22 protein-coding genes are annotated in these 23,076 nt (G+C 69.6%); 9 read left to right on the top strand and 13 right to left on the bottom strand.

Translation table 11 applies throughout. The annotated features are described in order from the left end of the window. From ACFU7Y_RS02575 to ACFU7Y_RS02560, 4 genes are all read right to left on the bottom strand, one after another. A complete protein-coding gene (locus ACFU7Y_RS02575) occupies positions 1 to 1,056 on the bottom strand; it encodes an NAD-dependent epimerase/dehydratase family protein (RefSeq protein ID WP_380766200.1) in 1,056 nt (351 codons plus the stop codon). A 280-nt stretch (positions 1,057 to 1,336) separates the two neighbouring features. Continuing rightward, on the bottom strand, positions 1,337 to 3,127 hold the full coding sequence (locus ACFU7Y_RS02570) for a reverse transcriptase domain-containing protein (RefSeq protein WP_380766199.1): 1,791 nt from the start codon (positions 3,125 to 3,127) through the stop codon (positions 1,337 to 1,339). A gap of 575 nt (positions 3,128 to 3,702) precedes the next feature. Beyond that, positions 3,703 to 4,905, bottom strand: coding sequence for a group II intron reverse transcriptase/maturase (gene ltrA, locus ACFU7Y_RS02565; protein ID WP_380766197.1), 1,203 nt, complete (start codon positions 4,903 to 4,905; stop codon positions 3,703 to 3,705). A 430-nt stretch (positions 4,906 to 5,335) separates the two neighbouring features. Then, positions 5,336 to 7,273 (bottom strand): BTAD domain-containing putative transcriptional regulator, encoded by a 1,938-nt coding sequence (locus tag ACFU7Y_RS02560; RefSeq protein WP_380766195.1) that lies wholly within the window; start codon positions 7,271 to 7,273, stop codon positions 5,336 to 5,338. A gap of 111 nt (positions 7,274 to 7,384) precedes the next feature. Here ACFU7Y_RS02560 and ACFU7Y_RS02555 point away from each other — a divergent pair, with 111 nt between their 5' ends. Both ACFU7Y_RS02555 and ACFU7Y_RS02550 read left to right on the top strand, forming a co-directional pair. Beyond that, a complete protein-coding gene (locus tag ACFU7Y_RS02555; RefSeq protein WP_224274364.1) occupies positions 7,385 to 8,269 on the top strand; it encodes an alpha/beta fold hydrolase in 885 nt (294 codons plus the stop codon). A gap of 147 nt (positions 8,270 to 8,416) precedes the next feature. Next, complete coding sequence (locus ACFU7Y_RS02550) at positions 8,417 to 8,686, top strand: hypothetical protein (protein ID WP_380766192.1); 270 nt, start codon at positions 8,417 to 8,419, stop codon at positions 8,684 to 8,686. Between the two features lie 10 nt (positions 8,687 to 8,696). On the opposite strand, the gene ACFU7Y_RS02545 is transcribed toward ACFU7Y_RS02550, so the two are convergent. After that, positions 8,697 to 10,853, bottom strand: a complete 2,157-nt coding sequence (locus ACFU7Y_RS02545) for a tyrosine-type recombinase/integrase (protein ID WP_380766190.1) — start codon at positions 10,851 to 10,853, stop codon at positions 8,697 to 8,699. A gap of 580 nt (positions 10,854 to 11,433) precedes the next feature. Beyond that, positions 11,434 to 11,691 (bottom strand): hypothetical protein, encoded by a 258-nt coding sequence (locus tag ACFU7Y_RS02540; protein WP_380766188.1) that lies wholly within the window; start codon positions 11,689 to 11,691, stop codon positions 11,434 to 11,436. A gap of 18 nt (positions 11,692 to 11,709) precedes the next feature. On the opposite strand from ACFU7Y_RS02540, the gene ACFU7Y_RS02535 reads away from it, so the two are divergent. Both ACFU7Y_RS02535 and ACFU7Y_RS02530 read left to right on the top strand, forming a co-directional pair. Then, positions 11,710 to 11,937 (top strand): hypothetical protein, encoded by a 228-nt coding sequence (locus tag ACFU7Y_RS02535; RefSeq protein ID WP_224274356.1) that lies wholly within the window; start codon positions 11,710 to 11,712, stop codon positions 11,935 to 11,937. Further along, entirely contained in the window at positions 11,925 to 12,722 is a 798-nt protein-coding gene (locus tag ACFU7Y_RS02530; RefSeq protein ID WP_380766186.1) for a hypothetical protein, read from the top strand. The genes ACFU7Y_RS02535 and ACFU7Y_RS02530 overlap by 13 nt, the downstream gene beginning before the upstream one ends. A 652-nt stretch (positions 12,723 to 13,374) precedes the next feature. Here ACFU7Y_RS02530 and ACFU7Y_RS02525 read toward each other — a convergent pair. Further along, a complete protein-coding gene (locus ACFU7Y_RS02525; RefSeq protein ID WP_380766183.1) occupies positions 13,375 to 14,241 on the bottom strand; it encodes an NAD(P)H-binding protein in 867 nt (288 codons plus the stop codon). A gap of 81 nt (positions 14,242 to 14,322) precedes the next feature. Between ACFU7Y_RS02525 and ACFU7Y_RS02520 the strand changes: the two genes are divergently transcribed. Beyond that, positions 14,323 to 15,234: an AraC family transcriptional regulator gene (locus ACFU7Y_RS02520; protein WP_224274350.1), complete on the top strand. Its 912-nt coding sequence runs from the start codon at positions 14,323 to 14,325 to the stop codon at positions 15,232 to 15,234. 621 nt (positions 15,235 to 15,855) lie between these two features. Here the strand turns inward: ACFU7Y_RS02520 and ACFU7Y_RS02515 are convergent. Then, positions 15,856 to 16,116, bottom strand: coding sequence for a hypothetical protein (locus ACFU7Y_RS02515; protein WP_380766180.1), 261 nt, complete (start codon positions 16,114 to 16,116; stop codon positions 15,856 to 15,858). Between the two features lie 232 nt (positions 16,117 to 16,348). Next, positions 16,349 to 17,251: an aminoglycoside phosphotransferase family protein gene (locus ACFU7Y_RS02510; RefSeq protein ID WP_380766178.1), complete on the bottom strand. Its 903-nt coding sequence runs from the start codon at positions 17,249 to 17,251 to the stop codon at positions 16,349 to 16,351. 704 nt (positions 17,252 to 17,955) lie between these two features. Between ACFU7Y_RS02510 and ACFU7Y_RS02505 the strand changes: the two genes are divergently transcribed. Beyond that, positions 17,956 to 18,507, top strand: a complete 552-nt coding sequence (locus tag ACFU7Y_RS02505) for a YciI family protein (protein ID WP_224275842.1) — start codon at positions 17,956 to 17,958, stop codon at positions 18,505 to 18,507. 186 nt (positions 18,508 to 18,693) lie between these two features. Here ACFU7Y_RS02505 and ACFU7Y_RS02500 read toward each other — a convergent pair whose 3' ends face one another. Continuing rightward, positions 18,694 to 19,191, bottom strand: coding sequence for a hypothetical protein (locus ACFU7Y_RS02500; protein WP_380766176.1), 498 nt, complete (start codon positions 19,189 to 19,191; stop codon positions 18,694 to 18,696). Between the two features lie 126 nt (positions 19,192 to 19,317). Here ACFU7Y_RS02500 and ACFU7Y_RS02495 point away from each other — a divergent pair, with 126 nt between their 5' ends. After that, entirely contained in the window at positions 19,318 to 19,623 is a 306-nt protein-coding gene (locus ACFU7Y_RS02495; protein WP_380766174.1) for a hypothetical protein, read from the top strand. Between the two features lie 242 nt (positions 19,624 to 19,865). Beyond that, the gene (locus tag ACFU7Y_RS02490; protein WP_380766172.1) at positions 19,866 to 20,039 is read left to right on the top strand and encodes a hypothetical protein; all 174 of its coding nucleotides are present in this window, start codon (positions 19,866 to 19,868) and stop codon (positions 20,037 to 20,039) included. Positions 20,040 to 20,314: 275 nt separating this feature from the next. Here the strand turns inward: ACFU7Y_RS02490 and ACFU7Y_RS02485 are convergent, their stop codons facing one another. From ACFU7Y_RS02485 to ACFU7Y_RS02475, 3 genes are all read right to left on the bottom strand, one after another. After that, entirely contained in the window at positions 20,315 to 20,521 is a 207-nt protein-coding gene (locus tag ACFU7Y_RS02485; protein WP_224275836.1) for a ferredoxin, read from the bottom strand. 3 nt (positions 20,522 to 20,524) lie between these two features. Further along, positions 20,525 to 21,730: a cytochrome P450 gene (locus ACFU7Y_RS02480; protein ID WP_224275834.1), complete on the bottom strand. Its 1,206-nt coding sequence runs from the start codon at positions 21,728 to 21,730 to the stop codon at positions 20,525 to 20,527. Positions 21,731 to 22,138: 408 nt separating this feature from the next. Continuing rightward, positions 22,139 to 22,537, bottom strand: coding sequence for a nuclear transport factor 2 family protein (locus tag ACFU7Y_RS02475; protein WP_224275832.1), 399 nt, complete (start codon positions 22,535 to 22,537; stop codon positions 22,139 to 22,141). A 185-nt stretch (positions 22,538 to 22,722) separates the two neighbouring features. On the opposite strand from ACFU7Y_RS02475, the gene ACFU7Y_RS02470 reads away from it, so the two are divergent. Beyond that, positions 22,723 to 23,007 (top strand): GNAT family N-acetyltransferase, encoded by a 285-nt coding sequence (locus ACFU7Y_RS02470; RefSeq protein ID WP_224275830.1) that lies wholly within the window; start codon positions 22,723 to 22,725, stop codon positions 23,005 to 23,007. Positions 23,008 to 23,076: the final 69 nt, after the last annotated feature.

Here is a 23,076-nt window from a genome sequence, read left to right as displayed (position 1 = left end):
TCAGGCACGTTGCGGTGCCGCCGCGAACTCCCTCATGCCGTCCGTGAAGGCCACCCGGGCCCGCCAAGCGAGTTCCGCGCGCAGCCGCGAGGAGTCCGCGGTGATGTGCCGGACGTCGCCGAGCCGGTACTCGCCCGTCACTACCGGCATCGGCCCCCCGTGGGCAGCGGCGAGCGCCGAGGCCATCTCGCCGATCGTCCGGACCTCGCCGCTGCCCACGTTGTACGCCCGGGCGCTGCCTGGGGGCCGGCCGCCAACGGCAGCGAGCGCGGCGACGTTGGCATCGGCCACGTCCTGGACGTGGACGAAGTCCCGGCGCTGACCGCCGTCCTCGAACACCCGCGGTGCCTTGCCTCGGGCCAGGGCCGAGCGGAACAGGGAAGCGACCCCAGCGTACGGCGTGTCGCGTGGCATGCCCGGCCCGTAGACGTTGTGATAGCGGAGCGTCAGTACGCGTCCCCCGCAGGCGCGGGCCCAGGCGGAGGCCAGGTGCTCCTGGGCCAGCTTGGTGGCCGCGTACACGTTGCGCGGGTCGACCGGGGCGTCTTCTGCCACCAGCCCGGGGCTCAGTTCAGCGCCGCACCGCGGGCACGGCGGCTCGAACAGGCCGGCGTCCAGGTTGTCCGGATGCCGCGGACCGGGCGAGACGTCCCCGTGCACCGGACACCGGTACCGGCCCTCCCCGTAGACCACCATGGACCCGGCGAGCACCAGGTCCCGCACGTGCGAACGCGCCATCGCGGAGAGCAGGACCGCTGTGCCGAGGTCGTTGCAGCCGGCATAGGCGGGTGCGTCGTCGAGGTCCAGCCCCAGGCCCACCATCGCCGCCTGGTGGCAGACCGCGTCCACACCGGCCAGTGCCTGCTCAACCACCACCGCATCCCGCACGTCGCCGTGCCGCAGCTCCACGTCGTCCGGCAGGCTGGGCATCACTCCGGAGGGGTGGACGGCGGGCAGCAGTGCGTCCAGAACGCGGACCTCGTGGCCCGCCGTCGCTAGGGCCAGTACGACCGCCGACCCAATGAACCCGGCACCGCCGGTGACCAGAATCCTCACAATCGGCGACCCTACCGGCGGACGCCGGAACGACCGGCCCAAGCAGGCGTCGTGTCACGTCCCGGTAAAACTCGGCGCGTTGACCGAGTCCGAGCTGGGTCAGGAGCGCTGAGCCACTGAGTAGGGTCGGGGACTGGCGCGGTGGCTGATGCTCCGTTTCCAGTCCCCGCCGCTTCGAGTGAAGTAGGCCGCCGACGAGGTGCCCGTGGTTCGGGTCCTTTTCCGACGGCCCCTTCCCGAACGGGACGGGCCAGTTTCCCGGCATCCCGCTCTCCAGTGATCACTTCCGTGGTGGCGCGGTGCCTCGCCCGGCGTGGATGTCCTCGTGGCAGCGGCGGCAGATCACCAGGGTCTTGCGCCGTCGTTTGGCCATGAGGTGCACCCAGTCGGGCTTGTCCCGACGGCCGGGCCGGTTGAGGTCGGCGAGCTTACGGACGTGGTGGACCTCAAGGTTCGTCCGGGCTTCGCAGATCTCGCAGCACTCGGCGATGAGCCGGTGGATCAGCTCGTTTCGCTTCGCGCTGGCCATGACCGGCCGTCTGTCGGTGAGGACGGCCTTGCGCTGTCGTTTGAGCGGTATCCCGCCGAAGCGGGCGACCAGTGGTTTCCTTCCCCGGTCGCGTGGGACGGTGACGGTAAGGCAGGTTCGCGGTCCCTCGGGTGTCTCGACGGTGCTCTTGTATTTCCGAGCCATCTTCGTGACCGTCGACCGGTGCTTCCCGGCCAGCGTCTTCAGCAGCGAGGTCTCCATGACCCACTGGAGCCTGCCCAGGCGGAACACGTCCTGGGCGAGAAGGTAGTACTGGACGAGCCCCCGGTACTCGGCCTGGTACTTCGCGACGATCGTGAAGTCCTCGTCGTGAAGCAGCATGCCGCGTTGTGCCGGTTGCCCCTTGCTCATGTAGAGCGCGCATCTGTGCCTGATCACCTGCCGTGGCACGAACAGGCCGATCGCTCCGTTGACCGCCCGACGGTTCCGGGTGATCTTCGTGTCGGAGTGCTGGGCCCGGATCTCGTAGCCGAGGAAGTGCGCCGCCTGGCTGGTGGCGTGGGTGATCACGGTCTTGGACTCGGAGAGTTCCAGCCTGAGCTCGTCACGCAGGAACGCACCGATCTTCGACTTGATCTCCTCGGCTTCGTGCTTGGGGCCGGCGAACCCCAGGAGCCAGTCGTCGGCATAGCGGACGTATCTCAACCGGCGATAGTCCGGATCGTTCGGGTCCTGGCTCGGCAGGGTGCGGCGCTGGAGCCCGAGGGTCCGCACCGCCTCCCGGTCGCCGCGCCGTCTGGCCCTCGCGATCGCGTACTCGACGGCCTTGTATGCCCGGTTGGGCTGCCGACGCAGACCCCGGTTGTACTCAGGCAGCAGAGACTGTTCGACGAACCGGTCCAGCCGGTCAAGGTAGATGTTCGAGAGGATCGGGGAGGCAACTCCACCCTGTGGGGCACCGCTGAGCGTGTCGTGCCACCTCCAGTCCTCCAGGTATCCGGCCTTGAGCATGTGGCTGATCAGCCGCAGGAACCGGCCATCGTGGATCTTCTCCGCCAGCGTCGACAGCATGACCTCGTGATCGAGGCTGCCGAAGCAGTCGGAGATATCCCCCTCGATGAACCAGTGCGTCCCCTTCCAGAGATCCACCACCTCGCTCAGCGCGGTGTGGCAGCCCCGTTGGGGACGGAACCCGTGAGACCGATCGGAGAACTGGACGTCGTAGTACGCCTCAAGCAGCAGACGCACCACCTCGGAGACCAGTTTGTCCGACCAGGTCGGCAGGCCCAGCGGGCGCTTCTTCGTCGATCCCTTCTTCTCGATATAGACCCGCTTGACCGGAGACCACCGGTAGCGCTCGGCACGCAAGGCGTTGACGATGCTGCCGATCTTCTCCAGCGACATGCCGTCCGCGGTCTCCCCGGTGACCCCGGGCGTCATCGCACCCGTGTTGGCATAGATGCGCCCGTAGGCCACCAAATACAGCTGAGGGTTGAACAGTTGCCGATACAGCCTCTCGACCGGCAGTCCTCTCTCGCCACGTTTACGGATGACGTCCAGCACCGCTTCGGCGCTCTGCATTACGCATGCCTCCCTTCACTGGACATCTCGATCACCTGTGCCCCTTCGCCCATGCGGACGGCTTTCCCGTCCTCCCTGGCAGGTCGTCACTCCTGCGACTACTACGGGCACTCCGTCGCCGTAGGGCTCGCGCCCCGTAGGCGATCCCGTGGTACGTCTTCGCTGTACGTATCGAGCACGACGTAGGCCGCCCACTCATCTCCTTGACCGCCCTCGCTGGGCGATGCTCCACGTCACGGAGGTTGTCCGGTCTCACGGTTCATGCCCGGACATGACGTGGCGTCGGTTCCAGGTGTCGTTCCGACGGGTGCGCACTCTCACCGCTGGAGATTGGGCTTCAGGCAATCCAGCTTTGGCCATATCGCACGGGTCTCGCGGCACCCCGCCCCGGACACCTCCGGACGGCCACCACTTCCCTGACATGCTCTTGTCCCCTCGCGCTTTCGCGTCCAGGTAAGTCAGGCGACCCAAGAACCTCCCTCCGAGTTCCTCCCGACTGCGTCGGGGATACAACGAAGCGCCTCACGGCGCACACCGTGCATGCGGTTCTCCCGCACACGGCTTTCCGACATCGTTCACCAGCTGGCATGCGCCGTCGCCCAGCGCACGTTCCCGGTCAGGCGGTAGACCCCGAGCCGACTGATCCACCCGTAGGTGAAACGGGTGGTCCAGTTCCGGCCCCGCAGGCCGTGTTTCCGGCTGGCGAAGATCGCCAGCCGCTCGTGGACATAGCCGTCGACCTCATTGAACTTCCGCCCGCTGTTGCCGTTTCGGAAGTACGCTGCCCAGCCCCGCAGGACCGGGTTGAGATCGGCGACCACAGCGGCCACCGGCCGCTCGCTCCGGGACCTTGAGGTGGCCGCGCGAATCTTGTCCCGCAGAACCCCCAACGCCCGTGGCGAGGGCCAGCGTTGCAGGTAGAACCTGCCCCGCCATCTCCACGACTCCACCTTCCGGTGGTGGAATCCGAGGAACTCGAAACCCTGCCCGCCCCGCGTGAGGCAGACGATGCCGGACTTCTCCGGATGCAGCCGCATCCCGAGTCTGCCCAGCACCCGCGCGGCCAGCTCGCGCGCCTGTTCGGCGCGCTGTCTGGTCGGCGACAGGACCACGAAGTCATCGCAGTGGCGCACCAGCACCCCCAGCCGGCGTCCCTCGTCCTGCCACGCCTCGTCGAGGACGTGCAAGGCGATGTTGGCCAGCAGCGGGGAGATCGGTGAGCCCTGCGGGGTTCCCGCCCCAGTCGGGGAGGTCACCCCGCCCTCCAGTACTCCCATCCGCAGCCATGCCCGGATCAGTTTCAGCATCGACCGGTCCGCCACGCGCCGCTCCACCTGAGCGACAAGGGCATCATGTCCGATCGTCCCGAAGCAGTCCCGGATATCGGCCTCGAACACCCACTCCCGTCCCTGGTTCGCCGCGACGCGCACAGCCTCACACGCATCGATCGCGGACCTCTTGGGCCGGAAACCGTAGCTCGCCTCGGTGAACCGGGCCTCGAAGACCGGTTCGAGGACCAGTTTCGCGGCCGTCATCACCACCCGGTCGGCCGCAGTGGGGATCGACAGCGGCCGCAACTCCCCCGGCCGCCCCGGTTTCGGGATCTGGACCCGCCGCAGCACCGACGGACGATACGTATGCGTCCGCAGTCGATCCGACAGGTCCTGGAGGAACTCATCCACCCCCGAGGCCGCCACCTGGTCGACGCTCACGCCGTCCACCCCGGGGGCGCCCCGGTTCGTGCTCACGCTGGACCATGCCCGCCACAAGACGTCCATGCGGAGGACGTGGCCATACAGGGCATGGAACCGGCGCTCGGGTTCTTGCTTGGCACAGCGGTAGAGCGTCCACTGCTTCTCTGCACTTCACTCGAAAGGGTGAGGAAGGGTATGTGGTTGGGCAGGGGATGCTCCGTTGATGAGGGGGCTGGGGAGTGTGCCAGGTGGCACCGAACTCACGCCGCACTGCGTGATTACGGGTGTGAATAGTTGAGGTACAGGAAATCCCGGTGAGATTGATCTTGCTGTGATTCCCCTACTCCTGCCGGGGCTCGGGCGTGCTGGGCTCGGGTGCAGTCTCGCCTTCTTCGGGTTTGGGCCAGCGGCCGAAGGGTCCGTGTTCTCCGGGTCCGGTGGCGCCGAGGACACCGGGGTCCTTCCAACGGTGGGGCGGCATGGGGATCACTGGTCGTCTCCGTTCCGGGGTCGCTTACCCCGCTCCGGCGCATGCCTCCGCCTCTGCCAGATACCGTGCCACCGGGCCCAGGGTCACCATTCCGCTGGTGGCGCCGGCGTGTTCGGCACAGGCATCGCGCAGGGCAGCCTGGGCGCGTGCGGCGATTCCGGGCGCGCCGAGGCGTACGGCGGCGCGGACGGTCAGGCACCACATGGCCTCCTGCATGTGGTCACGCGGTGGTTCGGGCACCGTGGCGAGGGCGGCACGGGCCTCCTCGGTCCGGTCCTGGGCGAGCAGTACGAGGGGTCGTGCCCAAGGCCGGTACGGACCCCAGTCGAGGTGCGGGTCGGTGGGCGCGGGCCGGTCGTGCAGCAGGCGCAGCCCCAGCAGGGCGAGCGGGAAGAGGCCGCGGTGCAGCCCGGGCATTCCGGCAGTCCGGAGGGCGTTCTCGGCAGCGCGGTAGTGCGCCGCGGCCGTGGCGGCGGTCGGTCCGCCGGGTTCGGTGCTGCGGGCGGCTGTGACCCGGGCCCGGAACCACCCGGTGAGGACGGGGACGAGGGGCGCCTCGATGGTGGCGGCGAGCTGTTCGGCGGCCTCGGCGTGGGAGGTTGCGGTGTCGAGGTCGCCGAGGGCGGAGGCGGACTGCAGGCGGATGAGCCGGCCGAGTACGGCGAAGTTCGGCAACGCGTGCCGGGTGGCCAGGTCGAGGATCTCGGCGCCGGTCCTGTCCCGTACCGCCGCGAGCCCGGGGCGGGTGAAGGACTGCAGGAACACCCCGTTGAGGGCGAAGGCGAGCAGGGCGGGATCGGCCAGGTCCCGTGCCAGCGCCTCGGCCCGCCGCGCCGCCTGCCGCGCGCGCCCCGGCTCGGTCCCGGACAGATCGGCGCTGCGGCTCTCGACGGCGATCGTGGCCAGCAGGCGGGCGGAGAGGTCGGCGGGGCCGTCGGGGCCGAGCGCGGTGATGGTGCGCTCGGCGGCCGCGACGACGGCGCGGGACTGTTCGGGGTCGTCGGCCCGGCTCCAGAGGGCGGGCACGTCGTAGGCACCGATGATCCGCGCGGTCAGGGAGAGGTCTCCTGTGCGTTCCGCGGCCTGGACGGCGGCGAGACGGTCGCGCCGCGAGTGGACGAGGGCGTCGCCACCCGCCAGGGCGAGGGTGCGGGCCAGATCCACGGTGGTGCGCGGACCGAGCCGGACACCAGGGCCGGCCCACGCAGTACGTGCGCCTTCGAGCGGCACGGACCCGCCGAGGATCTCCATCTCCAGGCGTTGCAGGTCGGCACCGGGGTCCAGTCCGAGTTGGTCGACGAGCATCGCGCGGGCGCGGCGGAGGGTGGCCAGCGCGTCGGCCCGGCGGCCCGCATGGTACTGCGCGCGGGCGAGCAGCCCCCAGGCCGGCTCGCGCCACGGATGGTCGGCGACATGAGCACCCAGCCCGGCGACGAGATCGGCCCCTTCCCCGGAGCCGAGGAGGAGGCGGGCACGCAACTCCACGCCCTCCAACCGCAGTTCCTCCAGCCGGATCCGCTCGCGCTGCGCCCATGCGGAGCCGGGCACATCGGCGTACGCGGGTCCGCGCCAGGCCGCGAGTGCCGCGCCGAGGTCGGTCACCGCGTCGGGGTGGCGCCGGGCACGGGCCAGGGTGTCCTGGAACCGGTGGACGTCCACCTCATCACGCGGCAGGCGCAGTGCGTAGCCGGGACCTTCGGTGACGATGACACGCGGCGGATCGCGGGGCGGCCGTTCGGGTTCGAGGGCGCGGCGCAGCGCGGCGACGAACGTACGCAGAGCGCCCACGGCGCGGGCAGGCGGATCGGTCCACAGGTCGTCGACCAGGGTGTCGGTGGTGACCATCCGCCCCTCGGCGGCGACGAGCCGGGCGAGTACCTCGCGATGACGGGGTCCGCCCAGGTCGACCGGGCTGCCGTCGTCGCGGAGGGCCCGCACAGCACCGAGCACGTCGATTCGCATGCGCCCAGTGTCTGTGACGGGGGCGGGCTGCGCCCAGCCGTACTGATCGGCTGCTGATCGCCGTCGCTCAGGCTGATCCGGTCGGTCCCCGACCCGAAAGGACGGCCTTCCATGACCCCCACGATTCCCGGCTTCGACCACGTCCGCCTGCCCGGCGCGGACGGTGTGGAGCTGGCCGCCGCTGTCGGCGGTAGCGGCAGCGGCAGTCCGGTCGTGCTGTTGCACGGCTTCCCGCAGACCCACCTGATGTGGCGGCACGTCGCCGAGCGGCTCGCCGACGAGCACACGGTGATCTGTCCTGACCTGCGGGGCTACGGCGCCAGCGACAAGCCGGCGGCCACCGGCCCCGATGTGTACGCCAAGCGCACCATGGCCGCCGACGTCGTGACCCTGGCGGCGGCCCTCGGCCACGAGCGCTTCGCCCTCGTCGGCCACGACCGGGGCGCCCTGGTCGCCTTCCGGGCGGGGTTGGACCACCCCGAGACCATCACGCACCTGGGCATCCTCGACATCGTGCCGACGCTCGACATGTGGAACGTCCTGCGCGGCGCCTCGGCGGCGGTCGGCTACCACCTCTTCCTGATGGCGCAGCCGCCGGGCCTGCCGGAGGCGATGATCGCAGGCAGTGCGGACGCGTTCTTCGGCTCGTTCCTCAACGCCTGGGCCAACGACCCGACAACCATGCCCGAAGACGTGCGTGCCGAATACCTGAGCGCGAGCGCCGCGGCAGTGACGTCCATCGTTGCGGACTACCGGGCCTCGGCGGGCATCGACGTCACGCACGACCAGGCGGACCTGGACGCCGGGTCGCAGCTGGCCATGCCCGTGACGGTCATCCAGCAGGACTGGGGCGCACAGCTGGGCTACGACGCTGCCGCGGTGTGGAAGGCGTGGGCGCCGGACCTGGACCACCGGCTGACCCGAGCAGGCCACTTCATGGCCGAGGAGGCACCCGACGAGATCGCGGCGGCCATCCAGGACCTGCTGGTCCGCTGAGTCCCATGCTCTCGACTCACCGGCTGGTGGGCCACAATCGGTCGGCGAGTCCAAGGTTTTCGGAGATCAGCGTTCTCTTCCTGCGCTGGATACACAGGCGGTGCCGCCCGGCCGGCACGAGGTACAACGAACGGCCTAACGTCCCGGGTGCGCCGGCGGTCAGTCCTCTTCCTCGTCGTCCTCGGCGGCGTCGGGGTCGCGGAAGGGCCGCAGGCCCTGGCCGGGGCCGCTGGCGGTGATGTTGAACAGGTAGCGGCCCAGGAAGTTGATGTGCCGGTCCTTGAGCGGGGAGAGCCGGCGCTCGGCAGGTTCCTGGCTGATGCGGGGTTTGAGGTCGAGGCGCAGTACGGCGACTGGAACCGGGAGCCGATCACTGCTTCCAGCCGGGAGATCATCACGATCGCCCGGCGTGAATAGCTGCTGTCCGTCAGTGGTCCTCCTTCCTTCGGGCTGTCGGGATGCCGAGGTCGACGGCGGGGCGTCGGGTTCGGCGTTGCGTTTCCTCTCGCTTGGCGCGCAGGAAGGTGAGCGTGAGGTTGATGCCTTCGACCTCGCCGAGCCAGTTCTCGTCCTGGGCCCGCCGTAGGCGGGCGAGGAGGTCGGTTTCGAGTTCTTCGAGGCGGCCAAGCATCTTCGGGTTGATGTGGAGCATCGGGCAGCGGATGCAGGCGTGTTCGTGCTGGCAGGGGGTGCCGTAGGGGCGTCCGCAGGAGCCAAGCTCGACCTTGCGGCGGTCGAAATGCTCCTCGAACTCCTCCCATTCCCGCTCCGTCGTGTCGCGGTACTCACCCTCCGGCCGGACCTCACGGCGGTGGTGGAGAAACTCCTGGTAGTGGCGGACGATGTCCTCGTCGAAGACCGCGACGTAGCCACGGGTGGTCTGGACGTCAAGATGGCCGAGCAAAGCCGCGCCGATGTGGATGGGCAGGCCGCTGTTGACCAGCTCGGTGGCGAAGATCCTTCGGAAGTCGTGCGGGGTGAACTTCAGCCCGCGGAACTCCCGGTGATTCTTGGCCAGTTGCTCGCAGATCCGGCCGAGCATGACCTGGATGGTCGCGGTGCTGAACACCATGGGGGTAGTGCCGTTCTGCCGCTGGAAGAGGAACGGCATCGGGGGACTCCACACCTTGTCGTGATAGTCGAACCGGCTGACGAGAGGGATCGGACGGCCGGTGCGGGTGTGACGGCGGATGATCGAGGCGATGACGTGGAAGAGCTCGGCGGACATCGGGATGACACGCTCGCGGTCAGTCTTCGATGGCGCGATCACCAGCAGCGCGATGACCTCGCCGTTCGCCCGCTGGTACTGGCGAATGCTCAGGTGGGTCAGTTCACAGAGCTCCTCGATGCGCACGCCGGAATGGCGCAGGGTCTCGACGGCCGCCCATTCCCAGAAGGCGCCTTCTTCCTCGGTGCCGATGTGGACGATCCGACCGCTGTCGACTTCCTGGACGCGGGTGGGGACGGCATCTCCATGGCGAAGGAACTTGCGGTCGGCTTCGGTGCGGATCCGCCGGTACTCGCTCCCCTCGTGAGTGAACACCTCCCCTTCGGCCGACTTGTCGGCCTGCTCCAGGAGCAGGCGGGCGCGGTCGTAGCGGGTTTCGACGTGGTTCACCAGCAGGGGAAGGAGGGGCTGACGCTGGCGGGTGCGGTCGGCGGAGCGTTCGTTGATGCGCCGGCGACGAACCCCGAGCCCGCGTAGTTCGCTGGGCGGGACCGGACAGGGTGCGACCCATGCCGCCCAGCGCTCAGGTTCGTCGGCGGCCCAGGTGTGTAGGTCGTAGTAGAAGGAGCGGAGCGCGATGACGATGCTGTCCTGGCCGACGCGGGGTTTGCCGTCGTCCTTGACGGTGATCGCCTGGCGCCAGGTCGCGTAGGTCTCCGGTGAGATGCGCAGGTCCTCCTGGTCGGGGTTGATCCTCTCGATGTTCTTCCAGAAGTGGCGGGTGAGCTTGCAGGCGAGGTCCTTCAGGGTGGAGTAGTCGGTGTCGGCCTTGCGTCGGGTGAGGTAGTCGATGAGCAGTCCGCGAACGGCCTGGTTGGTGATCTCGTACTGGTCGACGAGTTCCTCGACGCTGAGCTGTCCACGCAGCAGGGCGGCCCGCATGCTCTCCGGTGTGGACGGCGGGAAGTGCCCCATGGAATGCAGAACGTTCCAGACGCCTTGGCCGATCAGCCGGTTGGACACCTGGCTGCCCGGTTGCAGGATGCAACGTGCCTGCCGATTCTCGTGGGTGAAGTGCAGCAACGCGGCGGGAGTGACATCGCTCAGGGTGACGCCCTGGACGGTCAGCAGCATGCACAACTCGTTGATCGCGTCGCGGCGGTGCACTTGGCGGAACTGGTGGGCGCGTACCTCCGCCGCGTACTTGTCCAGGAGCGGGTCCTCCTGAGCGGCGATGAACATCACCCCGTAGTTGGGCAGAGGGTTACGCCGGAAGGCGAGTGGCGTCGGCTGGATGACGCGCAGGCAGTACAGAGCTCGGACTCCGGGGATGACGCTGGTGCCCGTTGTCCGACGGGACCCCACCTCATCGGCGGCGATCTGGCCCTGGCCGAGCGGACTGGCGTCCCATCTCACCTGCCATGTCTCCCCTGGGAAGGTGAGGAGGTATTCGAGCAGCGCGCGGGTTGAATTCTTCCAGTTCAGGCAGGTTGCGCGCTGTGTGTCGGGCCAGATCGAGGAGGAGCCGGCCACCTGCGACAACAGCGAGACCGAAACGGGCTTAAATCACGACGCTGCAGGCTTCACTTCATGTTGCGGACTGGCCGGTCGCACGCCCCCGAAGGACGCTTGTCACTCCACTTCGACGCCCGCCTCTCGACGAACGCCGGGAGTCAGCTACCGAGGACCCTGGCGTCTCCCCGGACCGGACTCACACCGGCTGGCTGCCCTGAGCTTGACGCCCGGTTACATCCTCTCCACCTCCTCTGAACTGGGACGATGCCCGAGCTGCTGGACGTACGCTTGATCTTTATCGACCAAGCGATCCACGAGGCTGGGATCGCCTCCTCGCTGGCCAATCTGGCGTCGTACGTCGAAGCGGCCGGCTGACCGAGCGACAACGGCTATCGCGGCCGGAGGACGACGAACGCCTGAACGCCTACGCCGAACTCCGGGCCGACGCCGACGGCCTGCCGTCGTAGCCGGGTCCCGCCGGTCACAGGTTCTGCAGATAGGCGAGCCGGACTGTCCGGGGGGCCTGCTCCGGGGTGTCATGCAGGGCCGCCTCCTGGGTGGTCGGGTCGCCGATGACGTACCCCTCGTACACCGCCACCCACTGATCGCCAATGCCGGTCAGGCCGCGCTCGACCCAGCCGACCTGGTGGCCCTCGCCGAGGACGAGGTAGACGTCAGGGTTGACGGTCCATCCGGCCAGAGACCACCAGCCGCCGAACGCCGCCGGCGCCGCTGGCACCGGAACGACCGGAGCAGCGTGAACCGGAGTCTGAGCGGGTTCCACAACGGCGGCCGCGCGCACGGGCGCGGCCTCGGCCGGAGCGGGGGCCGGCCCGGCCGGGACCTGGACGGTGGTGGGAACGAGACTGGCGCCCTGCGCCTGGCGCAGCCACGCACCATCCGGTTCGGCAGGACCAGCACCAGCGACGGCACGGGGCGCGGCTTCCCAGCGGTGGCGGTGATCATTAAGGTGTGGAAGCTGTGAGCATGCGTGGATCCGGTGACGACCTGTGGGAAGAGTTCGTCAAGGAGTTTGAGAAGAACAACGCGGTACGGGAGCCGAGTGTCGCCGAACAGGCGCGCCGGCCCGTACGACGAAGCGCGCGACGTCGGCTGCTGCTTTCGGTGGCCGCTGCGCTGCTGGTGGCAGCGGGCGCGGGGGCGTACCTGCTCCGGCCGTCGAGCCCTGCACCGGCCGCACCGCCCGCGCTGGCTGCGCCGGCATCGTCCGATCGCTCGCCGCAGGTGGCGACGCCGTCGATCGGTGCTTCGTCGGCGGCATCCGGCGCTCCGGTCTCGGCGATGCCGCTGTCCGTCTTTCCGGCGCAGCTCCAGGGGTACACGCTGGTGGCGGGCGTGGCGCGCTCGAACTGCACCGGCCCGGACACCGTGGCGCCGACCCTCGCCGGGTTGATCACACAGGGCCACGGCTGTCTCGGAGTCGACCTGGCGCTGTACAAGGACGCCGAGGGCAACCAGTACAACGTGGCGCTGTTCACCATGGCGGACCAGGGCGACGGCGTGCACCTGGTGAGCTTTCTCGGCTCCCACGCCGACTCCTTCCAGGTCGCCGTCCATGTCCCGCCCACGGATTCGGGTCTGCGCCGGTTGCCGGCCGACAGCGGCCGCGTGCAGGGCTTCGCGGCCTACGGGCACGGCGTGGTCGTCGGTTCGGCCCAGTGGTCCGACGGCCGGACCGCAGACCTCGACAAGCTGTCCGATCAGCTCTCGCCGCTGACCGACGCTGTCATCAAGAACGTTCCCGCCTGACGGGGCGCCCCTCCCGACTCGGTCCTCCGCGAAGGACGCGGCGCCCTCCTGGGCGCCCACTGTCGGCGACAAGTGGAAACTGGTTTCGCGCCCTGCCGGATCGGGCGCACGCGGTGCCGCGCGTTCTGGGCGTCGACGAGGTCGCCCTGCGCAAGCGCGTCCTCCTCGCCGCCTGACCGCTGGTCGTGGTGGCGTGGAGGGTCACACATCGGGGGACGGTGATGGCGCCGAGCACGACGGCCGAAGGGCGGGGACTCGGGTCAGTGCCGGCCGAGGTCTCGGCTGTCGAGACAGTCGACCAGTGCAGCCTCCTTCCGGAGCAACCGGTCGCGGTCATCGGCAGGTAGCGAGGCAAGGGCGTCGAGCAGCACGCGCTCTCCCGCCCCAGATACGACGCCCGGCTCCGCCCGCCTGATGGAGGGCCTGATCGCGGAAGCCGCGAAGCGCGGCGAGGTGGACTTGGCCCAGAGGAACAAGACGGGCGGGACGCCTCAGGCGGCCCGGAAAGGGAAGAACGGCGACGTACCCGGCGTCGGCGCAGGCTTTGGCTGAAGGAAGCCTTGCTCGGGCGCTCCAGGGGCGGGTTGACCAGCAAGGTCCATTGCGCCGGCGACCGGAAGTGCCGGCCGGGGCCGGCTTCCCGCGCGGGTGGTCAGCGGAAGAGGGCGGCGTGGTCGGTGGCCCAGGTGCGGAAGCTGCGGGCGGGGCGGTCGGTGACGTCCCGGACCGTCGTGGTGGCGGGCTCCGGCTCGGCGATGCGGGCGTGGATGAAGTCGAGTGCGCCGTCGGCGATCGCCGGGGGCCAGCCGGTGGTGAGCATGCGCTGCCGGGCGGCCTCGCGGGGGATTTCCTCCCAGCGCAGCAGGCGGCCGGCGGCCTCGCCGATGATCCGCACCTGTTCCGCCTGGGTGGGTGACTCCGGGCCGGTCAGGACGTACCGGGCGCCGTCGTGGCCGTCCTCGACCAGGGCTCGGACGGCGACCGCGGCGATGTCCCGCTCGTCCACCGGGCTGAGCCCGGCCGCACCACCGTAGCCGCGGACGACGCCCCCGGTGCGGATCTCCTCCGCCCAGCGCAGCGCGTTGGCCGCGAAGCCGTGCGGCCGCAGCACGGTGTGCCGCACCCCGCTGTCGGCGAGCAGTGCCTCGATCCCGCCGTCCGGCCGCCCCGGCGACTGCGGGCCCGCCCCCGGTACGTCCCGGACGACGGCCGAGGAGAGGAACACCACCCGTCCGACCTCCCCGGCCAGTGCCGCCACCGCCTCCGCCGCGCCCTCGGTGGTCGGGAACGGCCAGGTCAGGAAGGCCGCACCGGCTCCGCGGGCGGCCGCGCGCAGGGATGCCGGATCGAGCAGGTCCCCCTGGCGGAACCCCTCCTGCCGCGCGCGGTCCGCCTGCCGGGTCAGTGCCCGTACGTGCGTTCCGGCCTCCGTGAGCTGCCGGGTGACATGGCGTCCGACCGTTCCGGAGGCGCCGATCACCAACACGGTTGACCCATCGTCAGTTCGCTTGTCCGTCATGTGTCGAACGTATGCGGTGGCTCCGAGGTGCCCAATGCTCGCAAGTCCTCCGTTGATGCGCGATCGTCTATCGTCGTCCGGATGGACGTGCTGAGCGATGTGGTCGCGACCCTGCGGACGGGGGAGCCCCGCTCGGCTCGGGTCGGGTGGCGGGCGCCGTGGGGTCAGCGGTTCCCGGGGGCGCCGGGGGCGGGTTTCCAGGTGGTCCTGCACGGCTCCTGCTGGCTGGTCCCGGACGAGGGCGAGCCGGTGCGGCTCGCGGCCGGGGACGTGCTGTTCCTCCCAAGAGGCCACGGGCACGCTCTGGCCGACCACCCCGGCACCCCGCTCGCCGAGCCGGTCTGCGACCAGCGCGTCGGGGCGTACGGGGCGGAGGCCACCGGGGCAGCGGAGCCGGACGTCGTGACCCTCTGCGGCGCCTACCAACTCGACCCGGTCCGCGCCCACCCGCTGCTGCGGGACGTCCCGGACGTCCTCCACCTGCCTGCCGGCCCCGGCCACCACCCGGAGATCCGCTCGGCAGTCGAACTCCTGGCCGGGGAGCTGGAGAAGCCCCGCCCGGGCGCTGCGGCCGTGGTCCCGGCGCTGCTGGACATGCTGCTGCTGTTCATCCTGCGGGCGTCGTCCGAGCATCCTTCGGCAGGGCCCGAGCGCGGCTGGGCGGCCGCCCTCGCCGACCCCTCGCTGAGCCAGGCCCTCCAGGCCGTCCACGAGGAACCGGGCCGGAGTTGGACGGTCGAGGCGCTGGCCGCCCGGGCCGGCCTCTCCCGCTCCGCCTTCGCCCGCCGATTCACCGCCACGGTCGGCCAGGCACCGCTGGCATACGTCACCTGGTGGCGCATGGCGCTGGCCGCGCGCCTGCTCCGCGGCTCCGACCTCCCCCTGAGCGCCCTCGCCGCCCGGGTCGGCTACGCCTCGGAGTTCGCCTTCTCCCACGCCTTCAAGCGCCACCACGGCCTCTCCCCGGGCCGCTACCGCACCACGCCGGATTGACGGGCACCCCTGCGTCGCCTCACCACGGGTGCGGTGCACGGGAAGTCGGGCTGGCTGGACAACCCCTCCAGCGCCCACTCCACCGCGTCCGCGAGCGTCCGACCGGACGGCGCCAACTCGCCGTCGGCGAGGAAGGTCACCAAGGCCTTCCCAGACGGGGCGACATCGAGCACCGCAAGCGGACCGACCGGGAACCTCGCCGCCACAGCGGCCTCCCAGTCCGCCGGACCACCTCGGAAGCCGCCGTGTTCCGCGCCCGCGACACCGCGCCAGCGACAGGGCGGGACGCCGGGCCACAGCCGGTGCGGCTTCCGCGCGGGCGGCCTGACGGGACGCAGCGACCGAAGCGACCGAGGCAGCCGACTCGGCCGGGCCTGCGAGGCGGGCCTCTCCACCGAGGCCGCCCAAGCACCGCGCCTGTTCTACGGACGACGGTGACCACAGGCGCGCCGGGCCGGCATGCCACGGCGCGGGGCCGAGGCGGGTCAGGGGCCGGTGGTGGTACGGGCCCGTACGGCCAGCAGGGCGAGGTTCCCGGCTGCGGCGGCGGGGGCGGAAGGCGAAGACATCGGTGAAGGGTCCGGTCACCAGCAGCAGGACTTCGTGCGCGCGCAGCGCCCGTCACCACTCGCGCCCGGCCGCGAGTTCCCCGTCGAACCAGGCCTCGCCGTCCGGCCGACGCACCGTCAGGCACGGCGGGGACGCGGTGGCGGACCAGCCCGGGGCCGGATCCCGTTCCAGGACGCCCGCGTCGTGGGCCCACCCCTCCCCCGCCGCCACCGGGCGTCCCACCGCGTTGGGCACCACCAGCACCGGACACCGGCCCGGCACCAGCTCCGGCCACGCCCTGCCCACCAGCCCCGTACCGGCCATGATCTCCACGCAACACCCCCTGCCCCACCACGCATCCCGGCACACCCAACCCCCAGTACCGCACCCCCGGCCCATCATCCCCCGCCCCCGGCCCCGGCGCGGACGGCGTCACCGACAAAAGCACCACCCGCATTGCCATCGACGCCGGAGACCCCTGGAAGAACTACGCTCCGGGCGCTCACGGCAGCTGACAGGCACAGTGGCAACGGCCGAGCGGATCCGGTCACAGCCACCGGGCGAATCAGCCGCCGACCAGGGCCATAAGGAACCGGGTCTCCGCGTCGTCCCGCCCCGCACACATTCTGGGAACCGCAATGAGGGCGGCCAGAGCCCGGCACCAACCCACCACACGCCGAGGAGACAGGCCAGGAACCAGCGCCGCCAGCTCCTCAGTCCTCTGCTCCAGCATGGCTGGATCTGCGACTCCCTCAAGCACCCAGTCCACAGCGTCGAAGTCCGGGTCGCCCCACGTCGGCCTCGGATCGATCGCCACCATGCGGGCTCCCGGACCAGACAGCACGTTCGCCGGATGGAGATCACCATGCACAAGTCCCACAGGCCCACTGGCGGCAAGTTCCAGGGCTGCTGCTCGGGCCTGACCAAGCACCGTCGGGGCAACCACGCCGTTCGCGCGGGCCGCCGCCAGCCTGCGATCAGTCAAGTCGAACAGGAAGTCGATCCTGTGTGAGAGAGGCCGCAGCACCGAGTGCTCCCCTGGCACGGGAGGCGAGAACCGCAGATCTCGAAGCAGGGCCGCGACCTCGGGCAAATTCCAAGCAAGCTGCCGCACCGGTACTCCCGGTTCCACATTCTCCAGCAGCAAGGCCCCGGCAGCGAGGTCCGCCGCCAGCAGAGTGACGACCGACGGCATATCTGCCCAGGCTCGCAGGGCTTCGGCTTCCTCGCAGGCAATCAAGGGCTCTGGCGTGAGCTTCAGCCACACCGAGGCACCAGAGCCACGCTGCAAGCAGCGGAACACCCGCGAGGTGCCTCCGCCCCCCGTCGCAACAAGATCCAGATTCCAGCGATCAGCGAGCTCACCGACGAGAGCCGGCAACTCGTCACACCAACCGAGCACACCAGCGCCGAACCGAACGACGAGACGATCCCGCACCTCGGGAGCAATGCAGGCCAGCTCTCTCAACACGTCCCCCTCAGGAAGTCGATGCAGATCCTGCGCATCCTATGAGCACAGCCCGTGCACGCCCACCACATTTCAGTGTCACGGAGCGTGAAGAGCGGTCGCGTCGAACTACCCCATACAGCACTCAGGATCATCGACGCTTACCAATCCCAAGGCCGATGACCACGCGCAGTTCACGGCACCATCCGATGCCGCGCACCGGACGGACGAACGGCAGGTCGCAGACGACGGCGCAGCCGGAGCGGCCGGCCTGGCGCGATCCGCCGCCTCCAGCTCGACGACCTCGACATCGGCGACCGCCGACTCGCCATCGACGGCCGCGTCCGGCCCCTGGACGAACTCACCCTGCAGGCAGCCCTCGCCGGGCTGGAGCACCGACGACGACGCTGGCCCGACACCGCCAACCCGCACCTGCTGATCAACAAGCAGACCGCGCTGAAGACCGGCCCCATCAGCGGCGTCTCCGTCTCCGCCGCGCTTCGCGGCCAAACCGCCACCCTCGAACGGCTCCGCGTCGACCGCCAGCTCGAAGAAGCCTCGTCCACGGCCCCGACCCGCTCCACCTCGCCGAAGTCTTCGGCCTGGCCGAGAAAACCGCCATCCGCTACGCGGACTCGGCACGCAGGCTTCTGGGTGAGACCGCCGAACAGCCAGCACAGAGAATTCGCTCGACCTGGTTACTTCCTTGAAGAGACCCTACGGGCATGGAGTTCTTCTGCTACCACCACGACCGGCCCGGCTCCCTAGCACTTCGCAACGAACTACTGGAAGAGCACTGGTCCTACATGGACCGGTACGCGAAGGAGATGATCGCCCGGGGCCCGACCCTCACCGGCAACGGTGGCGCTCCCACCGGCAGCGTGCACATCGTCGACCTTCCCGATCCCGCCGCCGCCCGCGCGTTCGCCTTCGACGAGCCGGGCTACCAGGCCGGCGTCTACCGGGACGTGCTGCTGCGACGGTGGAGCAACACGCTGGGGCGCACCATGTGGGACTTCCCCGGCGGCCGGACCGGCAGCAACCGATACCTCGTGCTGGGCCTCGGCGCAGGACAGGCCGCCGACCTCGCCGTGCCGCCTGACAGAGACGACCTCATCGCCTACGGGCCGCTGCTGTCCGACGACGGCACCACCTGGCTCGGCACGGCCGCGTTGCTCCGCGCGCCGGACCCGGATACGGCAGGAGCCATCCTGACCCGGGACCGATACGCCACCATCGAGGTGCACAACTGGCAGTTCGGCGGGCGCCCGTCATAACCCGAGGACGTCCAGACCGACGTCACACCGGAAGCCCTTCGGATCGCTCCGTCCTCGCGTTTCATCCGAACCCACGGGTCCGTCGGCCTGACGCACACCGGTGGACCCGTGAGTTCGCGCTGAAGGACCTTCGGCTTCCCCGAATCCACGGGGCTCGCGGGGTCCAGCCAAGGTGCGCGCAAAACGTTATTCGGTCGGCTGATCGGCGGGATGGTGACGGCCCTCGGGGACTTCGACGCTGCCGAACAGGCGCCGGCCTGACGGTTCCTGCTGGCGATGACGCGGGTGGTGCGTCAGCATGCTGACTTTCTGCGAGTGTTTGCGTTGCAGGATGTCACCGCTGTGCACCGCTGCCACGACGCTAACCACGGGAGTGGAGAGGAGCGTGAGCAGCATCGGCCCGTATCCGCCATCTGAGGCCACTGCCACGACGACGGTCTCGCCGAGATATGTCGTCCCGGCGACAATCCCGGCGAGTAGTCCTCGCAGCGAGGTGCGCCCAGCCAGCCACTCAGGTGACAGCGCAAGTGCCGCACCGGTGATCGCGCCGACCAGAACGCCGACACCCAGGCTTCCGCCGACCGCGATGACAAGTCGGGAGAAACCCGGCAGGGCATGCGGCTTCATGAGGAGCTGCGCGACAGCTACGCCGAGCCATAACGAGGCGGCCAGCCCGGCAGGCACAGCTCCTATGCGGACTCCCAGTCGAACACCACGTCGGATCACAACGGCAGGATCAACCGCCACCGCCTCTCCCGCGGCGGCCACCGCGCGGCCAACGCCGCCCTCTACCGTATAGCCCTGTGCCGGATGTCCAGCGACCGGCGAACCCGCGACTACGTCGCCCGCCAGACCGAGGCCGGCCGCACCAAGAAGGAGACTATCCGCCTCCTCAAACGCGCCATCGCCCGCGAGATCTTCCGCTGCCTCACCGCAACCGTCACCGTCCCCGAGATCGCCGACCTCCGGCCCGCCCGCCAGGCCAAGAACATCACCCTCACCGCCGTCGCCAACCACTTCGGCATCTGGCCCGCCACCATCTCCACCCTCGAACGCGGAATCCGCCGCGACGACGACCTCGCCAACGCCTACCGCGAATGGCTCACCGCCGCTTGACACCCCATAGGAGTCAGCCGTTCGCCTGCGGATGACGCCTTGCCCGCGTGAAAATCGGTGCGGGGGCCGCCCGCTGACGCCGCATCATGTTTGGGCTTCGAGCTCGCATAGGAGTCTGGTGAGGGGGCTGACCGAGGGACCACGCACTGTCGCTTTGAGCACGCTGTTCAGCTTCTCCGCCTCCCTCAGGCTCCCCGGACGGCCCCACCCTGAAGCACGACAGCAAGGGAGGGCCGACGACCATGGAAGAAACGAGGGAGGACCAGGACGACGGAGCCGTGGCTCGGGTCGCCGCGATCGACATCGCAAAGGCGTCCGGAGTCGTGTGCATGCGGCTGCCGCACGAGCGGATCGAGGGCCGACGGGTTCAGGAAGTCTGGACGGTGGCCTCAACTACCAACGCGGTCATGGAATGAAGCTCCCACGCTGAACTGGACACAACCGCTACAGGTGACACAGGCACGCCCCTCCACCAGGGCAAACACCGCTCTCATGACACAGGTGCCGCATCTTGTGGATCTTGACGGATCAGGCCGCGGCGTTGGGGTGCGTGCATCGCAAGGCGGAGGAGGGAGCCACTGCGGTGGGGGCACCTCCCGACCGAAGGCTGGGGGCCATTGGCGACCGACGACAACGCGGCGAGATGCGTGCCCCGGCGTCGCGCACCCGGCAAAGATCCGCAAGACACGCCCTAACGTCGCTGGTCGGCCGACAGGCTGATCGCCGAGGCGGGGCACAGGGCGACCGCCTCGCGAACTGCATCCAACGCCCCGGCCGGAGGCTCGGGTTGCCGCACGACCGACGTGCCGTCGTCGTCGCGCTGGTCGAAGACCTCGCCGGCCGTCAGGACGCACATTCCGGAGCCGATGCAGCGTTCGACGTCCACGGTGATCCTCATCGATCACGCGTCCCAGGTGACGGGGAGGCTCTTCACCCCGTAGATGTCCGCGAGCTCCGGGCGCAGGGCGACCTCCTCGGGCGGTACGGCGAGGCGCAGTGTGGGGAAGCGGTCGAGCAGTGCGGGGAAGGCGACCCGCATCTCGATGCGGGCCAGTTGTTGGCCCAGGCACTGGTGGATGCCGTGGCCGAAGGCCAGGTGTCCGCCGTCTTGCCTCCGCAGGTCGAGCGCGTGGGGATCGGGGAAGCGCTCGGGATCGCGGTTGGCGGTGTTGAACGAGAGGATCACCCGCTCGCCGGCCTTGACGGTCCGACCACCGAGTTCGATGTCTTCCAGGGCCGTCCGCATGAAGGTCTTGGCGACGCTCAGGTACCGCAGCAGTTCCTCCACGGCCCGGTCGGCGAGCGCGGGATCGGCGCGCAGTGCGGCCAGTTGGTCCGGGTTGCGCAGCAGCGCGAAGGTTCCAAGGGCCAGCATGTTCGCGGTGGTGTCGAGACCAGCCGCGAGCAGAATCAGGCTGATCCCCTTCAGCTCTTCGTCGGTCAGATCGCTGTCGGTGAGGTCGCTGAGCACGTCGTCGGTGGGGTTGGCGCGCTTGGCGGCCACCAGCTCTGCCAGGTACTCCTGGGTCGAGGCGTAGGCCGCCATGAGGTCCTCGTCGCTCGTCTCCCCGTTCATGAACGAGTCGACCTGCTCCTGGAAGGAGCCCCGGTCCTCGTACGGCACCCCAAGCAGCTCGCAGATCACGATGGCGGGGATCGGCTTGGCGAATGCGGTCACCAGGTCTGTCGGAGGCCCGGCCGCCTCCATGGCGTCCAGGCGGGCGGCGGTGACCTGCTCGATGCGCTCGGTGAGCAGCCGCATTCGCCGTACGGTGAACTTGCCTGTCAGGGGCTTGCGGTAGCGGCTGTGCTGGGGCTCGTCCATGAGGACGAACTCCCCGGGCGGCGCCGGCGGGGTCTGGAAGTCGCCGTAGTCGATGGTCGGGTGGAGCATCAGGTCCTTGCGCGAGCTGAACCGTGTGTCGGCCAGCACCGCCCTGACCAGGTCGTATCCGGTGACCAACCAGCCGGGCTTTCCGCCGGGGAACGTGTAGCGGCTCATCGGCCCGTGTCGGCGGGCGTCGATCAGCTCGGCAGGCGGGTCGAAGGGACAGCCGGGGCGGCGCGCCGCCGGCATGGTCGTGACGGTGTGCGGGGATTCACCCATGGCTGTTCCTCGTTTCGCGTTGCCTCACGTTCGGGATCACTGGAAAGCTACGGCTTTTTCTGACTTACCGTCAATCGCATGAAATGCGTTCTGCCAGCTCAGTGGCGGTAAATTGATGCAATGACGCTGAACTCAAACGCAATGGGCCGTTGCAATGGCAGAAGGCTAAGGCAATGCCGGAGGCCGGCCGGGTGGCCGTACTTCACCGCGCCCCGCCGACAGGCCCAGCCGTTGCCCCTGAGGTAGCCCTGCTTGGCCCAGGTCCTGGGGCCGGTCTCGCCGTTGACCCTAAGCCTGGTACACCGCTCGAACGTCTGGCTCGCCGTCGGGATCTGCTGATTGACCTTCGCGGTTTTGCGGGGGGTGCCCCTATGTGTTTGGTCAAGCGGTTCGAGGCCGTGCCTCAGCTCAGGGCTGGTCGTACCAGGAGAACGCCGCGATTCGCCAGCCCTCCGAGGTGCGGACGAACTGGATGGTCTTGGTCCCACCGCCCTCGAACGGCTCGCCGTCCAGGACGCCGGCCTTCCGGTACTCGCCGAAGCGCGACGCGATGTCGCCCGCGATCTCGGTCCGCTCGGAGGTCTCCCACTCCGAGAACTCGACCAACCGGCCGTCGGCGAGCAGGCGTTCGCGCGGATCGATGAACTCGTCCACAGTGTAGACCGTGTACTTCGGCCCGGTCAGCACGATCACACCACCCGGAATGACCAGCCGGCGGATCCGGGCCACGTCCGCGGGCTTGCCGCCGCGGTTGTCGAAGGCTCCGAAGAACTCGGCGGTTATCGCGTCAATCTCGATCTTGGACATGGCGTGACAGTAACACCGCTAGGGGGCAACGGACATGGCATCGAGGCAACTTCGAACCAGAGCACCCACGAGCTGCGGCCGCCGGGGTGGCCAGGTCGCCGGCCGGCCGGAGGCGGCTGCACGTGGCGATCAGGTCGGCTGTGGCCAGGCCGCGCAGTTGGGCGCGCAGGGCGTCGGGGGCGGTGATGAGTGTTCTCTGCGGGCGCCGCGGCGAGGTGGTCGCTCTCGGACCGATGTATCTGCTGGAACACGTCCAGGGCCAGGGACTCGGTGGCCGCATGATGACCGAGTTCCTCACCTGGGCCGGAGCCGCACCCATAGGCCTATGGGCCACCGACTACAACGACAGCGCGGTCCGCTTCTATCAGCGCCACGGATTCGAGATCACGGGCGAGCGAGAGCTCTGGCAAGGAAGGCTGCCAAACCTCCGTATGACCCGCGAGGTCGCACCCGGCATCAACCACAGCTGAGCTGCCCGCGTTGGCAGCAACTGCCTCGAAGGCCGGCTGCGGGAGAACCCACACCACGGGCTCGTGGGT

Source organism: Kitasatospora sp. NPDC057542 (genome assembly GCF_042801945.1).
GTDB lineage: Bacteria > Actinomycetota > Actinomycetes > Streptomycetales > Streptomycetaceae > Kitasatospora.
This window is presented reverse-complemented; position numbering and strand designations above follow the sequence as displayed.

Coding starts and splice junctions, on each gene's coding strand:
- ACFU7Y_RS02505 (WP_224275842.1), top strand. CDS start 17,956: ATGGAGTTCTTCTGCTACCACCACGACCGGCCCGGCTCCCTAGCACTT.
- ACFU7Y_RS02570 (WP_380766199.1), bottom strand. CDS start 3,127: ATGCAGAGCGCCGAAGCGGTGCTGGACGTCATCCGTAAACGTGGCGAG.
- ACFU7Y_RS02560 (WP_380766195.1), bottom strand. CDS start 7,273: ATGCGAATCGACGTGCTCGGTGCTGTGCGGGCCCTCCGCGACGACGGC.
- ltrA (WP_380766197.1), bottom strand. CDS start 4,905: ATGGACGTCTTGTGGCGGGCATGGTCCAGCGTGAGCACGAACCGGGGC.
- ACFU7Y_RS02525 (WP_380766183.1), bottom strand. CDS start 14,241: ATGACGGACAAGCGAACTGACGATGGGTCAACCGTGTTGGTGATCGGC.
- ACFU7Y_RS02490 (WP_380766172.1), top strand. CDS start 19,866: ATGGAAGAAACGAGGGAGGACCAGGACGACGGAGCCGTGGCTCGGGTC.
- ACFU7Y_RS02485 (WP_224275836.1), bottom strand. CDS start 20,521: ATGAGGATCACCGTGGACGTCGAACGCTGCATCGGCTCCGGAATGTGC.
- ACFU7Y_RS02475 (WP_224275832.1), bottom strand. CDS start 22,537: ATGTCCAAGATCGAGATTGACGCGATAACCGCCGAGTTCTTCGGAGCC.
- ACFU7Y_RS02470 (WP_224275830.1), top strand. CDS start 22,723: ATGAGTGTTCTCTGCGGGCGCCGCGGCGAGGTGGTCGCTCTCGGACCG.
- ACFU7Y_RS02520 (WP_224274350.1), top strand. CDS start 14,323: ATGGACGTGCTGAGCGATGTGGTCGCGACCCTGCGGACGGGGGAGCCC.
- ACFU7Y_RS02480 (WP_224275834.1), bottom strand. CDS start 21,730: ATGGGTGAATCCCCGCACACCGTCACGACCATGCCGGCGGCGCGCCGC.
- ACFU7Y_RS02555 (WP_224274364.1), top strand. CDS start 7,385: ATGACCCCCACGATTCCCGGCTTCGACCACGTCCGCCTGCCCGGCGCG.
- ACFU7Y_RS02495 (WP_380766174.1), top strand. CDS start 19,318: ATGTCCAGCGACCGGCGAACCCGCGACTACGTCGCCCGCCAGACCGAG.